The following is a 14,760-nucleotide window of genomic DNA, read 5'->3' as shown; positions in this document are numbered from 1 at the left end:
TCCGCTCCGGCAAAGCGGAGGAAAATTCTTCGCCAGGCGGGCTGCGGTTCCCGCACACGCCCTTCGTGCAGCCTTAACACGGCCTTTACGTCGCGGATCGGGGCAGGCGGCCTCCCAGACGACGGAATCCGCAGGTGAACAGCTATTGACCTGCGGTTCTCGCGGAGATTGCATGTCGGCCCGGGAGCCACGGAACCACTTGCTCACCACCGCCTCGGAGGCGATACCGCTCCCCCGCTCATTCACCGCATCTGCCGATCGGAACTCCGCACCGATGACTGACACCATCAGCGCACCACAGGCCCTCTCCCCCGCCACCGGGCCCGTCCCCCAGAAGCTCAAGCGTTCCATCGGCGTCGTCGGAGGGACCCTGCTCACGCTGTCCTGCGTGACGCCCGCTTCGACCCTCTTCGTCGTCGTGCCCGATCTCTTCGCGGGCCTCGGCACCTGGACCGCCCTCACCATCGCCATCGGCTCGCTGCTCTGTATCGGCGTCGCGTTCTGCTACTCCGAGCTGGGCACGCTCATCCCCAGCGCGGGCGGCGAGTACGCGATGGTCTCGACGATGGCCGGCCGGCTCGCCGGGTGGCTGGTGTTCGTCCTGTCCCTGCTGGTCGTCATGATCGTGCCGCCCGTCATCGCCATGGGCACGGCCGACTACCTCGCCCCGGTGATCCACATACCGGCGCCGATCGCGGGCGGCGGCGTCATGCTGCTCGCCACGCTCGCCGGACTCCTCGACCTGCGGGCCAACGCCTGGATCACCGGCATCTTCCTGGTGCTCGAGGTCGTCGCCGCCGCAGTGGTCGCCGTGCTGGGCTTCGCGCACAGCGAGCGCGGCGCCGACGCGCTGGTGCACGGCACCGTCGCCGCCGAGGGCGGCGGCACCTCCGCGGTCACCGCGGGAATGGTCATCGCCGGACTCGCCATCGCCCTGTTCGTCACCCAGGGCTTCTCCACGGCCGTCTACCTCTCGGAGGAGCTGGAGAACCCGCGGCGCAACGTCGCCCGCACCGTGCTCCTGACGCTCGCCATCTCCACGGCCGTCATCCTCGTCCCGGTCATCGCCATCACCATGGGTTCCCCCGATCTGGACGCGCTGGCCGCCGGTGACCTCGGCGGGATGGTGACCGCCTGGTCCAACTCGGCCGTCGGCACCTTCGTGAGCCTGTGCGTGGCCCTCGCCATCATCAACGCGGGCATCGTCATGGTCATCCAGAACTCGCGCGTGCTCTTCGCCTCGGCCCGCGACAAGGCCTGGCCGACGCCGGTGAACAACGCCCTGTCCAAGCTGGGCCGCTTCGGCTCGCCGTGGGTGGCGACCCTGGTCGTCGGTGTCCCGGGCGCGGCGCTGTGCTTCGTCAACCTCGACACCCTGTACGGGGTCACCGGCGTCTCCGTGACCGGCATGTACCTGCTCGTCGCGGTGGCCGCGCTGTTCAGCCGGCGGGGGGCGCACCGCGAGACGGTCGCCTGGCGCATGCCGCTGTGGCCGGCCGTGCCGATCGTGCTCATCGTCGTCTTCGCGTACATCCTGACCCAGCAGGAGACCCAGTACCTGCTGTGGACCGGCGGGATCACCGCCGCGGCCACCCTGTACTGGGCGCTGTACCTGCGGCCGCGGCGCGAGACGCGCTGGCTGGTCAGTATTCCGGAGGACGGCGAGGAAACCGCCGCGTAAGGTCTCGGCAACGGGATCGCGCGGTCCCGCCAGGGTGCGGGGCTGTGGCAGAGCGGTCCATTGCACCGTCGGCACCGGAGGTCTCCCGGTGCCGACGGCTAGCGGCCCACAGCCGGACCTGGCTGTGGGTCCCGCGGGTTCGAATCCCGTCGGTTCCGCACCCGGCCCAGGGGTCACGATCGCTCCGCATGCGGGTGAACACGCCCCGGGGTAGCGTCGAATAGCGCGCGTTCCGCCCAAACCGCTGCGGCCTGGCCCGGCAGGGCCGCCGCCGATGTCGGCAGAGGAACGAGACCCCCATGCCAAAGCCCAGCATCCCCGGGGTGACTGCCGCGGCCGCTCTGCTCTGCGTGGCAGCCTTCGGCCCCACACCCAGCAGCGCCGCGTCAGCGCCCGCGCAACCCGCGGGACCCAGTCCGGCAGCCCCCTCCCGGTTCGTACCCGGGCCCTGTCCGAAGCCGCCCGAGCCCATCGAAGCGCTGGGCAACGCACGGTGCGGCTTCCTCGAAGTCCCCGAGAACCGCTCCCGCCCCGGCGGACGGACCATCAAGCTGGCCGTGGCGCGCATTCCGGCCGTCTCGGCGAAGCCGGCCGTGGAGCCGCTGGTGTTCATGGCGGGCGGACCGGGTGCCGACACCATCGACGACATCCCGTTCCTCATCGACTCCGGCCTGAACAAGGACCGCGAGCTCATCGTCATGGCCCAGCGCGGCAACCTCTACGACCAGCCGAACCTCGCCTGCCCGGAGGTCGACCGGTCGAGCGCTCAGGCCGTGGGCCTCGGCTACGACTCACAGCAGGCCGAAGCGGACATGCTGAAGGCGGTGACGGACTGCCGGGCCCGCCTCGTGGCCGACGGCGTGGACCTGAACTCCTACAACTCCACCGAGAACGCCGCGGACTTCGCCGACCTGCGCAAGGCGCTGAACATCCCCCTGTGGAACGTCTACGGGTACTCGTACGGCAGCGACCTGGCCCTCACGTACCTGCGCCTGTACCCCGAGGGAATCCGCGCGGTGGCGATCGACTCGATCACCCCTCCCCAGACGGTGAACCTGCCGTGGACGTGGGCCAGTACCAGTGAGGGGATCCGCAACATCTTCGCGGCGTGCGCGGCGCAGCCCGCCTGCAAGGACCGCTACCCCGACCTCCCGGGCCTGCTGACGGAGCAGGTGCGCAAGCTGGAGGCCAACCCCCTGACGCTGAACGTCACACCGCCGGACGGGGGGAAGCCGGTCAAGACCGTCCTCGACGGAGGCGCGCTGCTGAACCTGATCGTCGCCTTCACCCCCCGGCCCAAGGACATCCCCGCGGCCCTCGAGGAACTCGCCAACGGAAACCCGGAGCGCTTCGCGCAGGCCCGCGCGGCCGGCTCGGTGCCGAAGCTCGGCGAGGTCGCGCACGGCCTGACGAACTCGATCGCGTGCAGCGAGTGGGCTCCGGGGTACTCGGAAGCCGATGTGCTGAAGGCCGGTCAGAAGGTCTACCCCGAGTGGCCGGACACGGTCCTGGCCCAGCCGCCGCAGCTGCCCTTCCAGTACGCGGTGTGCGGGGTCTGGAACGTCGCGGACCGCGCGAAGGTCCAGCGCCAGGCCACGGTCAGCTCGGTGCCGGCGCTCGTCATCTCCGGCACGTTCGACGTGAAGACCGGGGCGAGTTACGCGCAGGGCGTGATCCGCGACCTGTCCGAGTCGACCGCCATACAGGTGCCCGGAATCGGCCACTGGGTGGTCCCGCAGTCGCCGTGCGCACAGCGCGTGCTGGCCTCGTTCCTCGCTCGCCCGACCGCGCCCGACACCGGTTGCGTGAACGACCTCGAGCCCGAACCCTTCACGATCATCCCGAAGTAACCGGGAGGGCAGATGAGACTCCACCACGCACCGCGTCATCGCCGCACCGCACGACGACGGCTCCTGGCCACGCCGGCCGGCATGGCGACCGGTCTCCTCGTCACCGGCCTGCTCGCGGCGCCCGCCCAGGCGCAGTCCCGCACCGACACCACTCCCGGTCCCGGAACGCCCCTCGGCACGGTCGCTCGGACGGTGGGCGACGCCCGCTACGAACCGGGCCCCTGCCCCAAGACGCCGGAGCCGATCGAGGAGCTCAAAGGGGCCCGGTGCGGAACGCTCACCGTGCCCGAGAACCACGCCAAACCGAGCGGCAAAACGATCAGACTCGGTGTCGCGATCGTGCCCGCCGCGTCCACCACCCCGAAACCCGACCCGATCGTGTGGCTCGCGGGCGGCCCGGGGGACGACGCGGTCGGCGAGGCGAAGATGGCGATCGGCGGCGGCCTGAACCGCGACCGTGACGTGATCCTCATGTCCCAGCGCGGTACGTACTCGGCCGAACCGACGGCCCTGTGCCCCAACATCGACGAGTTCAACGCCCGCGCGGTCGGCCTCGTCTCCGACGACCCGTCCACCGAGCGCCTGCACGTCGAGGCCACGAAGGCCTGCCGCGACCAGCTGGCGGCCCGCGGGCTCGACCTCGGCACCTACAACGACCCCGAGAGCGCCGCCGACTACGAGGCCCTGCGCACCGCGCTCGGCATCAAGCAGTGGAACCTGTACGCCATCTCCTACGGCACCCACCTGGCGCTGGTCTACATGCGCCTGCACCCCGACGGGCTGCGCTCGGTGGCTCTCGACGGCATCCTGCCGCCGTCCAGGGGCGGGTCGGTCTCGACGTGGAGCAGCTTCAAGCAGGGCGTCGACGGCCTGTTCAAGGAATGCGAGAAGCAGCCGGCGTGCAACAAGCGCTATCCGAACCTGTGGGCCACCTTCGAAAAGCTCGTCAGCGACCTCGAAGCCAAGCCGGTCACCACCACCGTCACGGTCCCCGGCAGCGACAAGCCGGTGAAGGTCGTGCTGGACGGCGGAGCCCTGGTGAGCTGGATGACCTCGGCCACCCACGTGGCGGAGCAGGTGCCCGCCGCCCTGGACGAGCTGGCCAACGGCAAGCCGGAGCGGATCGCGAAGCAGTACGCGGGCGGCAAGTACAGCCCGGCGGCCATGGGCCGGACCGCGCACGGGCTCGTCTACGGCGTCTTCTGCAGCGAGTGGACCCCGTTCGAGACCCAGGAGCAGGCGCTCAAGGGCGGACAGGAAGCGTTCCCGAGCTTCCCCCGCTCGGTGCAGGCCCAGGCCCCGCAGCTCACCTTCCTGCGACCCGACTGCGAGGCCTGGAACGTCCCCGCGGCGCCGCGCTCGATCCGGGACGCCACCAGCGGTGACATCCCCACCCTCGCCCTGTCGGGCAGCTTCGACTCCCAGACCGGGGCGGACAACGGGCCTTACGTCGCCCGTACGCTCGGCAAGGCCAAGGTCGTCACCATCCCCTACGAGCCGCACGTCGTGTTCGCCACGTCGAAGTGCGCCCAGGAGATCGGCGTCTCGTTCTTCGACGACCCGGCCGCACCGAACACCGCATGCCTGAAGACCCTGGAGGCACCCGAGTTCGAGATCGGCCCTGCAGCCGGAACGTCCTAGTCGGCGACCCGGATGACGACCTTCCCGAACGGCGCGTCATCGGCATAACCCCGGTAGGCCGCGTGCGTCTCCTCGAAGGAGTGCACGCGGCCTATCACCGGCCGCAGTTCATGGGCGGCCACGGCCCGGTTCATGTCCTCGAACCGGGCCCGGCTGCCGACGAAGACCCGGCGGATCGTCGCCAGGCTCGACGCGTAGGCCGCGTTCGACACCTCGATCCCGGACGTGCGGGCGCTGCCCGTGATGAGCAGGGCGATGTGGCCGTAGAGGGACGCGGCGCGCACCGACTGTTCGATGGTCTGCGGCCCGCCCGTCTCCACGACGAGGTCGGCTCCCCGCCCCTCCGTCAGCTCCTTCACCTTCGCGCCCCATTCGGGGTGGCGTACGTAGTCGACGACCGCGTCCGCGCCCAGCGCCTTGAGCCGGTCCGCCTTCCCGCCGTCCGAGGTCGTCGACACGACTCGGCAGCCCATCAGCTTCGCGAACTGCACGGCGAACAGGGCGACCGGGCCGGTGCCGAGGGTCAGGACGGTCTGCCCCGGCAGCAGGGGTTCGCCCCCGGTCAGGGAGCTCCACGCGGTCACCGCCGCGCAGGGCAGGGTGGCCGCCTCCTCCCAGGTGAGGTGGGCCGGGACCCGTACGGCGCTCTGCTCGTCCAGGACGGCGTACTGGGCCAGCATGCCGTCGAGGGTGCAGCCGGGCTGATCGATGGCTTCCGGGGTGATCCGGCCGGAGTGCCAGCGCGGGAAGTACGTGCCGGCGACGCGGTCGCCGACGGCGAACCGGGTCACCGCGTCCCCCACGGCCACCACCTCGCCCGCGCCGTCGCTGAGCGCGACCACTCCGGGGACGGCGGGCAGCGGGTAGCGCCCGTGGAGGATCATCAGGTCGCGCCGGTTGAGCGAGGCGGCCTTCACCGCGACGACGATGTCGTTCGGGCCGGCCGGCTCCGGAATCGCGGGCCCGCTGTCGCGCAGCACGATCCCGTCGATGTCGCCGAACGTTTCCAGGTGGTACGCACGCATCCCGGCCTCCAGGGCGGTTCCGCAGATCCATGGGTCGTCAGGTCGTTACGGGTGCCGATGGTGCGCGGGCCCGAACACGCGCGGCAATTCCCTCCGGGGAATCGCCCGGTCCGCCGGGCAGCGGCTAGAAAGGCTCCATGGTCGCCGCCACCGCCCCCGCCGAGCCCTCCTCCTTCTCGCTCGAAGTGCGCCGACGGCGGGCGCTGCGCCGGATGAGCCAGCTCGAACTGGCCACCCTCGCCGGCACGACGCAGCGCCACCTCAGCTTCATCGAGAGCGGCCGGTCGAGGCCGGGACGGGCGATGGTGGTGCGGCTCGCCGAGTCCCTGGGACTGACCCTCCGGGAGCGCAACTCGATGCTGCTGGCGGCGGGTTACGCTCCCGCGTACGCGGAGTCCCCCCGGGACGGCGCCGCCCTGGAGCCGGCCATGACGGCCCTGAGCAGCGTACTGACCGGCCATCTGCCGTACCCGGCGGTGGTCGCCGGGCCGCGCGGTGAACTGGTGCTGGCGAACGAGGCGTTCGGGGTGCTCACCGAGGACGCGGCCGAACACCTGCTCGCGCCGCCGGTGAACGTGCTGCGGCTCGCGCTGCACCCCCGGGGCATGGCGCCGCGCGTGCTGAACCTGGCGGCGTGGGGCCGGCACGTCGTGGAGAACCTACGGGGTCGCGCGCAGGCTCATCCGGACCCGGAACTGGACCGCCTGATAGCGGAGTTGCGCGGCTACCTGCCGGAGGAGGCGCCGCCCGGGCCGGACCACCTGGGCTTCGCCGTGCCGCTGCGGCTGCGCAGCGCGGGCGGTGAACTGCGGCTGCTGACCACCCTGACCTCCTTCGCGACGGCCGTGGACGTCACGCTGGCCGAGCTGCACCTGGAGGCGTTCCTGCCCGCCGACGCGGCCACCGCCGACCTGCTGCGCCGCCGCGAGGCCGACCGCGAGGCGGGCGTGGGCGCCTGACCGGTCAGTCCCCGGCTTCCTCCCGGGCCAGGGTGAGTGCGGTGTTGACCAGGCCGACGTGGCTGAACGCCTGGGGGAAGTTGCCGAGTTGGCGTCCGGCGATGGGGTCGTACTCCTCGGCGAGCAGCCCCACGTCGTTGCGTACGTCCAGCAGCCGCTCGAAGAGGGCGCGGGCCTCCTTGCGCCGGCCCGTCAGGTAGAGCGCGTCGGCCAGCCAGAACGAGCAGGCCAGGAAGGCCCCTTCGTCGCCGGGCAGGCCGTCGACGGAGGGCCCTTCGGTGCTGTAGCGGCGGACCAGGCCGCTGCGCCCCAGCTCCTCGCGGACGGCGTCGACGGTGCCGATGACCCGTGGGTCGTCGGGCGGCAGGAAGCCGACCCGGGGGATGAGGAGGGTCGCGGCGTCCAGTTCCCGGGAGCCGTAGTACTGGGTGAAGGTGCCCCGTTCGGGGTCGTAGCCCTGCTCGCAGACGTCGCGGTGCACCGCGTCCCTCATGGCGCGCCAGCGCTCCACGTCCTCGGCGCCGGCCATCGAAGGGTCGCGCTCCAGGGTCTGTACGGCCCGGTCGGCGGCGACCCAGGCCATCACCTTGGAGTGCACGAAGTGGCGGCGCGGGCCGCGTACCTCCCACAGTCCTTCGTCGGGGCGGTGCCAGTTCTGCTCCAGGAAGTCGAGCAGCGCGAGCTGGATCCGCCAGGCGTGGTGTTCGGAGGGGATCCCGGAGGCGCGGGCCAGGTGGAGGGAGTCGAGGACTTCGCCGTAGACGTCGAGCTGGAGCTGGTCGACGGCGGCGTTGCCGACGCGCACGGGGGCGGAGGAGCCGTAGCCGCGCAGCCAGGGCAGCTCGACCTCGGGGATCCGCCGCTCGCCCGCGATCCCGTACATGATCTGGAGGTCGGCGGGATCACCGGCGACGGCGCGCAGCAGCCAGGCGCGCCAGGCGAGGGCCTCGTCGAGGAAGCCGGTGGAGAGGAGCGAGCCGAGGGTGAGGGTGGAGTCGCGCAGCCAGCAGTAGCGGTAGTCCCAGTTGCGGACGCCGCCGAGCTCCTCGGGAAGGGAGGTGGTGGCCGCGGCGGCGATGCCTCCGGTCGGGGCGTAGGTGAGGGCCTTGAGGGTGATCAGGGAGCGGGTGACCGCCTCCCGGTAGGGGCCCTCGTAGCGGCACTGGGCGGTCCATTCCCGCCAGTCGGCGAGGCTCTGCTCCAGGGCTTCGAACGGATCGCAGGGTTCGGGGCGCGGTTCGTGCGAGGGGTGCCAGGTGAGCACGAAGGCGACGCGCCGGCCCTCGGTGATCGGGAACTGGGAGCGGGTGCTGTTGTCCTCGCCCCAGGTGCGGACCGGGGGTTCGCTGCGGAACCAGGCGGAGTCGGGTCCGGCGACGGCGACCCGGTCGCCGTCGCTGCGGCGGACCCAGGGGACGACGTGCCCGTAGTCGAAACGCAGGCGCAGGGTGCTGCCCATCCTGACCCTGCCGGAGACGCCTTCGACGATGCGCACCACGTCGGGGGCGACGTCGCGCTGCGGCATGAAGTCGATGACCTTGACGGTGCCGGTGTCGGTCTCCCAGTAGGACTCCAGGATGAGCGAGCCGTCGACGTAGGCCCGGCGGGTGCACCGCTCGCCCGCGGCGGCGCCGAGGGGGGCGATGCGCCAGTGACCGTTCTCCTCGTCGCCGAGGAGCCTGGCGAAACAGGCCCCCGAGTCGAAGCGGGGCAGGCACAGCCAGTCGATGGACCCGTCACGGCCGACCAGACCGCTGGTCATGAGGTCGCCGATGAGTGCGTAGTCTTCGATGGGTTGTGTCATTCGTACGCTCTTCCCCCGAATGTCCGGGGCCAATCAGGCGGGGCCCCGGACACCCTCGGGCGCGTCAGCCGCGTACGAGGAGCAGCACTGCGGCGAGGACGACACCGAGGGCGACGGCGAGGGCGCCGTGGGCCAGGCGGTGGCCGCGGAGCACGGGCAGGAGGCGGTCGACGGCGTAGCGGCCGGGGCCGGTGAGAGCGAGGGCCGCGGCGCCGGCGGTCAGCAGCAGTTCGTACTCGATGCCGGCGGGGGCGAAGAAGGATCCCGTGCCGTGGACGGCGATGGCGTTGATGAGGGTGCCGACGATGGCGGCGCCGGCGAGCGGGGTGAGCAGTCCGGCGGCGAGGCCGAGGCCGCCCAGGGTCTCGGTGAGGCCGGCGAGGACGGCCATGGCGTCTCCGGCGGGGTAGCCGCTGGCGGTGAAGAACTGGCCGGTGCCGCTGATGCCGCCGCCCCCGAACCAGCCGAAGAGCTTCTGGGTGCCGTGCGCGGCCATGGTGAGGCCGAGGACGAGGCGCAGGAGCAGCAGGCCGGTGTCGTGGCCCGGGGTGGACAGGGCGACGGCCTGCGCGAACCCGGTCGTCCGCGTGTTGGCGTTCGCGTTCGCGTTCGGCGAGGTGACGGAGGGGCTGGTCATCGTGGGGGTTCCTTCCGGTCGGGCGGCCCGAGGAGCGGGGATGGGTTGTTCAAATTCGAACCGCCAGCCATTGACCCTAACCAGTGATTCAAATTCGAACAACCCGTGTACCCTGGTGCCATGGCTGAAACGAGATGGCTGGACGACCGCGAGATGCGGGCCTGGAGTGGATTCCTGGCCGCGTCGGCCCTGGTGAACCGCCGCCTCGACCAGCAGCTGAAGGACGACTCAGGACTCTCCCACCCGCAGTACGAGATCCTCGTTCGACTCGCCGCGGCCCCCGGGCGCGAGCTGCGCATGACCGAACTCGCCAACGGCCTGATCAACTCCAAGAGCGGGCTGACCTACCAGATCACCCAGATGGAGAAGGCCGGGCTGGTCCGCCGCCGCAGCTGCCCCTCGGACGTGCGCGGCGTCTTCGCGGTCCTCACCGAGGCCGGCAGCGCCCGGCTGGACGAGGCGGCGCCGGGGCACGTGGCCACGGTCCGCGAGATCCTCGTCGACGTGCTCACCCCCGAACAGCTCGACGCGCTCGCCGACGGGCTGGGCGAGGTCGGCAGGCGACTGCGCGCCCAGGGCACCTGAGCGGCCGCGCCGCGCGGTACACGGGCGCCCGACAGGGGTATACGGCCGAAATGGACGGAAAGGTCTGGCTCACACTGGCCGCGGTCGTCGCGGCCGGTCTCGCGCTCTACGCGGCCGTACTTCTCGTACGGGTCTTCAAGGCGCGGCGGCTGCTGCTCGACGCCGGGATCCCGCTGCGCGACAAGGCCCTGTTCTGGGTCGCCGTGGCGTACACGGTCTCACCGGTGGATCTGATTCCGGATCCGGTGTACCTGGACGACATCGGCATCCTGCTGCTGGCCCTGCGCTCCCTCCACGCCGCGGCGGCGCGGCTGCCCGGCAAGGACCCCGCCCCCTCGTGACGGCCGCGGCCCCGGACCGCCGGCCGCCGGTCAGCGGACTCCCCGTGTCCGGAACTGGATGCTGATGCGGGGGCCGACGGCCCGCGCGGACTTCGGTACGGCGTGCTCCATGGTCCGCTGGCAGGAGCCGCCCATGACCACGAGGTCCCCGTGGCCCAGGGGCAGCCGCAACAGGGTGGGGCCGCCGTCGCGGGGGCGGAAGGCGAGGTCGCGCGGGTCGCCGACGGAGACGATGGCGACCATGGTGTCCTCGGTGGAGGACCGGCCGGTCCGGTCCCCGTGCCAGGCCACGCTGTCGCGGCCGTCGCGGTAGAGGCAGAGCCCCGCCGTGGTGAAGGGCTCGCCGAGCTCGGGCGCGTAATGGCCGGTGAGGGTCTCGCGTGCCTCGACGAGGGCGGGGTGCGGCAGCTCCTCCCCCTCCCCGTAGAAGGCGAGCAGCCGGGGCACCTCGACCTCGCGCTCGTACATCTGCCGCCGCTCGGCATGCCAGGGCACCTCGGCGGCGAGCCGCTCGAAGAGCGCGTCGCTGCCGCTCAGCCAGCCGGGGAGGTGGTCCACCCAGGCTCCCGCACCGAGCTCGGTGCGCCGGATCCCGGCGAGCGGCCCCAGCCGGATCTCGTCCCCCTGGTCGAAGAGGGATCCCTGGAGGCCTTGGACTGCGTGCATGCTGCCAGCCTAACCCCACGAACCGAACACGTGCACGATTAACGGGCCGCGTTGCGTCGGTCCGTCGGGCCGGCGGAGCGGGGCGATCAGCCGAGGGCGTCGAGGAGCTCGCGCTCGCGGCGCGCACTCAGGCCCGCCCGCCGGGTCCGGTCCAGGCCCTGCGCGCGTTCCCAGCGGAGCGTGTCGGCGAGCAGGTCCGCCCGGGGCCGGTGCCGGAGTCCCGCGGCGCGCGCCGCGGATCCGCTGGTCCAGCCCGCGTCGACCAGCCACAGCGGCAGCGACTCGTCCCCCATGTACTGGGCCACGCCGTGCGCGAGCAGCCAGTCCGAGCCGGCGGTGACGACCGGTCCGGTGTGGCCGCCGACGGAGCGGGACAGGTCGATCCACTCGGCGAGCGGAACGACGGGCCCGGCGGCGTCGTAGGTGCCGGTGGTCCCTGCCGCGGCCGAGTCGAGCAGCCAGCCGGCCAAGTCCCGTACGTCGATCGCCTGGGTGGGCAGCTCCGGTGCGTCGGGCACCAGCATGGGGCCCCGGGGGTCGCGTGCGGCGCGGGCCACCCAGTAGCCGGAGCGGCCGCTGTGATCGCCCGGGCCGCCGATGAGGCCGGCGCGGGCGGTCAGGAGGCGGTCGCCCACGGCGGCCGTCGAGGCCTGCTCGCAGGCGACCTTGGCCTGGCCGTAGATCGCGCGGTCCGCCTCGCTCCGGTCGGTCGGGGGATGGAGGGCCGCGGACTCGTCCGCGTCCGGGACGGCGTGCGAGACGTAGGCGCTCACGGAGGAGACGTACGTCCAGTGCCCGGCACGGTCGCCGAGGGCGTCGAGCGCCCCGCGGACGAAGCCCGGCTGCCACGACACCTCGAAGACGGCGTCCCACTCCCGGTCGAACAGCGGCGCGTACGCCCCGGGGTCGCGCCGGTCGGCGGCCACCAGCCGTGCACCGTCCGCCACTTCGCCGCTCTCACCGCGCGCGAGGCACGTCACCCGGTGACCGCGCCCCAGGGCCTGCCGCGACAACTCCCGGCCCACCCACGCCGTTCCGCCCAGAACCAGGATCTCCATCCCCCCAACCAAGCACCTCGCGCACCGGTCGGGCAGGCGGCTTCGCTGACGGCGGACGGGAGCCGGCGATCGGGGTGCGGCCCGGCCCGCCTATGCCTGGTGCTGGTTGATGTTGACCAGCCAGGTGATGCCGAAGCGGTCGGTGCACATGCCGAACACGTCGCCCCACATCTGCTTCTCCAGCGGCACCGCGACCGTGCCGCCGGCGGAGAGCTTGTCCCAGTAGCCGCGCAGCTCGTCGGCGTCCTCCCCGCTCACGCTGACGGAGATGTTGGTGCCGGGGTTGTGCGGCTGCCCGGGCGGGTTGTCGGCGCCCATGAGGGTGAAGCCGCCGTCGGTCTCCAGCATGCTGTGCATGATCCGGTCCGCGGCGGCCCCGGCCTCCTTGGCACCGAACTCGCCGTAGGTGTGCGAGTTCAGGGTGCCGCCGAAGACCTCCTGGTAGAACTCCATGGCCTGCCGGGCGTCTCCGTCGAAGCTGATGTACGGGTTGAGTCGAGAAGGCACGAGGTCTTCCTTTCGTGGTGCAGAGTCGGTTCCGGTGGCCCCCTGGCTCCAGACTGCTGGTGGCGGCCGCCGGTCGCGCGCCAGGCACGCCGGACAGGCTCGACGGAACACCGAGGAGATGACCGTGAAGATGCTCGTCAACAGTCCTGAGACCGTGGTCGCCGACGCCCTGCGGGGGATGGCGGCGGCCCATCCCGAGCTGGACGTCGACGTGGAGCGCCGGGTGGTCGTACGGCGTGACGCGCGGGAGGGCGGGCGCGTCGGGCTGGTGTCCGGCGGCGGTTCCGGGCACGAGCCGCTGCACGCGGGGTTCGTGGGGTACGGGATGCTGTCGGCCGCGTGTCCCGGGGAGGTGTTCACCTCGCCCGTGCCCGACCAGATGCTGTGGGCCGCCGGGGCCGTGGACGCCGGGCAGGGAGTGCTGTTCGTCGTCAAGAACTACACCGGTGACGTGCTGAACTTCGAGATGGCCGCCGAGCTCGCCGAGGAGGACGGCCTGCGGATCGAGCGGGTGCTGGTCAACGACGACGTCGCCGTCACCGACAGCCTGTACACCGCGGGGCGGCGCGGCACCGGGGCCACGCTGTTCGTCGAAAAGATCGCCGGGGCGGCCGCCGAGGAGGGCGCGCCGCTGGAGCGGGTCGCGGCGGTCGCCCGGCGGGTCAACGAGCGCTCGCGCAGCTTCGGGGTGGCGCTCAGTGCCTGCACCACGCCCGCGAAGGGCAGTCCGACCTTCGACCTGCCGGACGGGGAACTGGAGCTGGGCATCGGGATCCACGGCGAGCCGGGCCGGGAGCGGCGCGCGATGATGCCGGCGCGGGAGATCGCCGAGATCGCGGTGGGAGCCGTACTGGAAGAACTGGCGGAGGTGGGTCCGGCCGGCGGGCCGGTGCTGGCGCTGGTCAACGGGATGGGGGCGACGCCCCTGCTGGAGCTGTACGGGTTCCACGGGGAGGTGGCGCGGGTGCTGGGGGCACGCGGCGTGCCGGTGGCGCGGACCCTCGTCGGAAACTACGTCACCTCGTTGGACATGGCGGGCTGTTCGGTGACGCTGTGCCGCGCCGACGAGGAGCTGCTGCGGCTGTGGGACGCGCCCGTGCAGACGACCGCACTGCGCTGGGGGCGCTGACCGTAAGGTGGGGCGGGGGCCGGCCAGACGGGTGCGAGACGGGTTCGAGGCGAGGAGATCCGGTGCGGGACGCAGAATTCTTCCGGCGGTGGATGACGGCCGCGGCGGCGGCGGTGGAACGCGAGGCGGACCGGCTGACCGAGCTCGACTCCCCCATCGGCGACGCCGATCACGGGAGCAACCTGCTGCGGGGCTTCACCGCCGTACGGGCCGCCCTGGACGCCGATCCCCCGGCGGCGCCGGGGGCGGTGCTGCAGCTTGCCGGGCGGACGCTCATCTCGACGGTCGGGGGCGCCTCGGGACCGCTGTACGGAACCCTGCTCAGGCGCACCGGCAAGGAGCTCGGGGAGGCCGCCGAGGTCTCCGACGAGGAGCTGCGCAAGGCCTTGTACGCGGGGGTCGCCGCGGTGGCCCAGCTGGGCGGGGCGGCGCCCGGCGACAAGACGATGCTGGACGCCCTGGTACCGGGGGCCGCCGCGCTCGGCACCTCGTACCGGGCGGCCGGCGACGCGGCGGAGCACGGCGCGCGGGCGACGGTTCCGATGCTGGCGCGCAAGGGCCGGGCGAGCTACCTGGGCGAGCGGAGCATCGGCCATCAGGATCCGGGCGCCACCTCCTCGGCGCTGCTGCTGGGGGCGCTGGCGGACGTCGCCGAGGACGTACGGTGACGGGCGCCCCGGAGCGGGACAGCCTGGTCGGCATCGTGCTGGTGTCGCACAGCGCGGTGGTCGCCGAGTCGGTGGCCGAGCTGGCGCGGGGCCTGGCGGCGGGCGGCCCGATGGCCCCGGTGGCCGCGGCCGGGGGCACCGCCGAAGGCGGCATCGGCACGAGCGAGGAGTTGATCGTCGCGGCCGCGCGAGAAGTGGACCGCGGCGCC

Annotated in this window: 14 protein-coding genes and 1 pseudogene; 9 read left to right on the top strand and 6 right to left on the bottom strand. The window is 72.4% G+C overall.

What is annotated here, in order from left to right:
* Window positions 1-274 precede the first annotated feature (274 nt).
* From ACFTXQ_RS12005 to ACFTXQ_RS11995, 3 genes are all read left to right on the top strand, one after another.
* Complete coding sequence (locus ACFTXQ_RS12005) at window positions 275-1,681, top strand: APC family permease (protein ID WP_382638942.1); 1,407 nt, start codon at window positions 275-277, stop codon at window positions 1,679-1,681.
* Between the two features lie 299 nt (window positions 1,682-1,980).
* Complete coding sequence (locus tag ACFTXQ_RS12000; protein WP_382638939.1) at window positions 1,981-3,531, top strand: alpha/beta fold hydrolase; 1,551 nt, start codon at window positions 1,981-1,983, stop codon at window positions 3,529-3,531.
* Between the two features lie 81 nt (window positions 3,532-3,612).
* Entirely contained in the window at window positions 3,613-5,172 is a 1,560-nt protein-coding gene (locus ACFTXQ_RS11995) for an alpha/beta fold hydrolase (protein WP_382638936.1), read from the top strand.
* Here the strand turns inward: ACFTXQ_RS11995 and ACFTXQ_RS11990 are convergent.
* The gene (locus tag ACFTXQ_RS11990) at window positions 5,169-6,197 is read right to left on the bottom strand and encodes an NAD(P)-dependent alcohol dehydrogenase (protein ID WP_382638934.1); all 1,029 of its coding nucleotides are present in this window, start codon (window positions 6,195-6,197) and stop codon (window positions 5,169-5,171) included. The two genes, ACFTXQ_RS11995 and ACFTXQ_RS11990, sit on opposite strands and share 4 nt — an antisense overlap.
* 137 nt (window positions 6,198-6,334) lie before the next feature.
* Between ACFTXQ_RS11990 and ACFTXQ_RS11985 the strand changes: the two genes are divergently transcribed.
* Window positions 6,335-7,156 carry a helix-turn-helix transcriptional regulator gene (locus ACFTXQ_RS11985; RefSeq protein WP_382638931.1) on the top strand — a complete coding sequence of 274 codons (822 nt, stop codon included), beginning with the start codon at window positions 6,335-6,337 and terminating at the stop codon, window positions 7,154-7,156.
* Between the two features lie 4 nt (window positions 7,157-7,160).
* Here the strand turns inward: ACFTXQ_RS11985 and ACFTXQ_RS11980 are convergent, their stop codons facing one another.
* On the bottom strand, window positions 7,161-8,960 hold the full coding sequence (locus ACFTXQ_RS11980; RefSeq protein WP_382638929.1) for a glycoside hydrolase family 15 protein: 1,800 nt from the start codon (window positions 8,958-8,960) through the stop codon (window positions 7,161-7,163).
* A gap of 64 nt (window positions 8,961-9,024) precedes the next feature.
* Complete coding sequence (locus tag ACFTXQ_RS11975; RefSeq protein ID WP_382638926.1) at window positions 9,025-9,597, bottom strand: DoxX family protein; 573 nt, start codon at window positions 9,595-9,597, stop codon at window positions 9,025-9,027.
* A gap of 120 nt (window positions 9,598-9,717) precedes the next feature.
* Here ACFTXQ_RS11975 and ACFTXQ_RS11970 point away from each other — a divergent pair, with 120 nt between their 5' ends.
* Window positions 9,718-10,182: a MarR family winged helix-turn-helix transcriptional regulator gene (locus ACFTXQ_RS11970; protein WP_382638924.1), complete on the top strand. Its 465-nt coding sequence runs from the start codon at window positions 9,718-9,720 to the stop codon at window positions 10,180-10,182.
* A 50-nt stretch (window positions 10,183-10,232) separates the two neighbouring features.
* Complete coding sequence (locus ACFTXQ_RS11965; protein WP_382638921.1) at window positions 10,233-10,523, top strand: YkvA family protein; 291 nt, start codon at window positions 10,233-10,235, stop codon at window positions 10,521-10,523.
* Between the two features lie 30 nt (window positions 10,524-10,553).
* On the opposite strand, the gene ACFTXQ_RS11960 is transcribed toward ACFTXQ_RS11965, so the two are convergent.
* From ACFTXQ_RS11960 to ACFTXQ_RS11950, 3 genes are all read right to left on the bottom strand, one after another.
* Entirely contained in the window at window positions 10,554-11,189 is a 636-nt protein-coding gene (locus tag ACFTXQ_RS11960; protein ID WP_382638919.1) for an alpha-ketoglutarate-dependent dioxygenase AlkB, read from the bottom strand.
* 86 nt (window positions 11,190-11,275) lie between these two features.
* On the bottom strand, window positions 11,276-12,247 hold the full coding sequence (locus ACFTXQ_RS11955) for an NAD-dependent epimerase/dehydratase family protein (RefSeq protein ID WP_382638916.1): 972 nt from the start codon (window positions 12,245-12,247) through the stop codon (window positions 11,276-11,278).
* 90 nt (window positions 12,248-12,337) lie between these two features.
* On the bottom strand, window positions 12,338-12,754 hold the full coding sequence (locus tag ACFTXQ_RS11950) for a VOC family protein (protein WP_382638913.1): 417 nt from the start codon (window positions 12,752-12,754) through the stop codon (window positions 12,338-12,340).
* Window positions 12,755-12,878: 124 nt separating this feature from the next.
* Here ACFTXQ_RS11950 and dhaK point away from each other — a divergent pair, with 124 nt between their 5' ends.
* The 3 genes and pseudogenes from dhaK to ACFTXQ_RS11935 all read left to right on the top strand — a co-directional run.
* A complete protein-coding gene (gene dhaK, locus ACFTXQ_RS11945) occupies window positions 12,879-13,883 on the top strand; it encodes a dihydroxyacetone kinase subunit DhaK (RefSeq protein WP_382638911.1) in 1,005 nt (334 codons plus the stop codon).
* 62 nt (window positions 13,884-13,945) lie between these two features.
* Window positions 13,946-14,551: a dihydroxyacetone kinase subunit DhaL gene (gene dhaL / locus ACFTXQ_RS11940; RefSeq protein ID WP_382638908.1), complete on the top strand. Its 606-nt coding sequence runs from the start codon at window positions 13,946-13,948 to the stop codon at window positions 14,549-14,551.
* Window positions 14,548-14,760, top strand: a pseudogene (locus ACFTXQ_RS11935) (PTS fructose transporter subunit IIA); the annotation flags it as partial. The gene dhaL and the pseudogene ACFTXQ_RS11935, both read left to right, overlap by 4 nt.

Source organism: Streptomyces sp. NPDC057010 (assembly GCF_042673805.1).
Classification (GTDB): Bacteria; Actinomycetota; Actinomycetes; order Streptomycetales; family Streptomycetaceae; genus Streptomyces.
The sequence above is the reverse complement of the archived record's forward strand: the minus strand, read 5'-3'. Positions and strand labels throughout refer to the sequence as shown.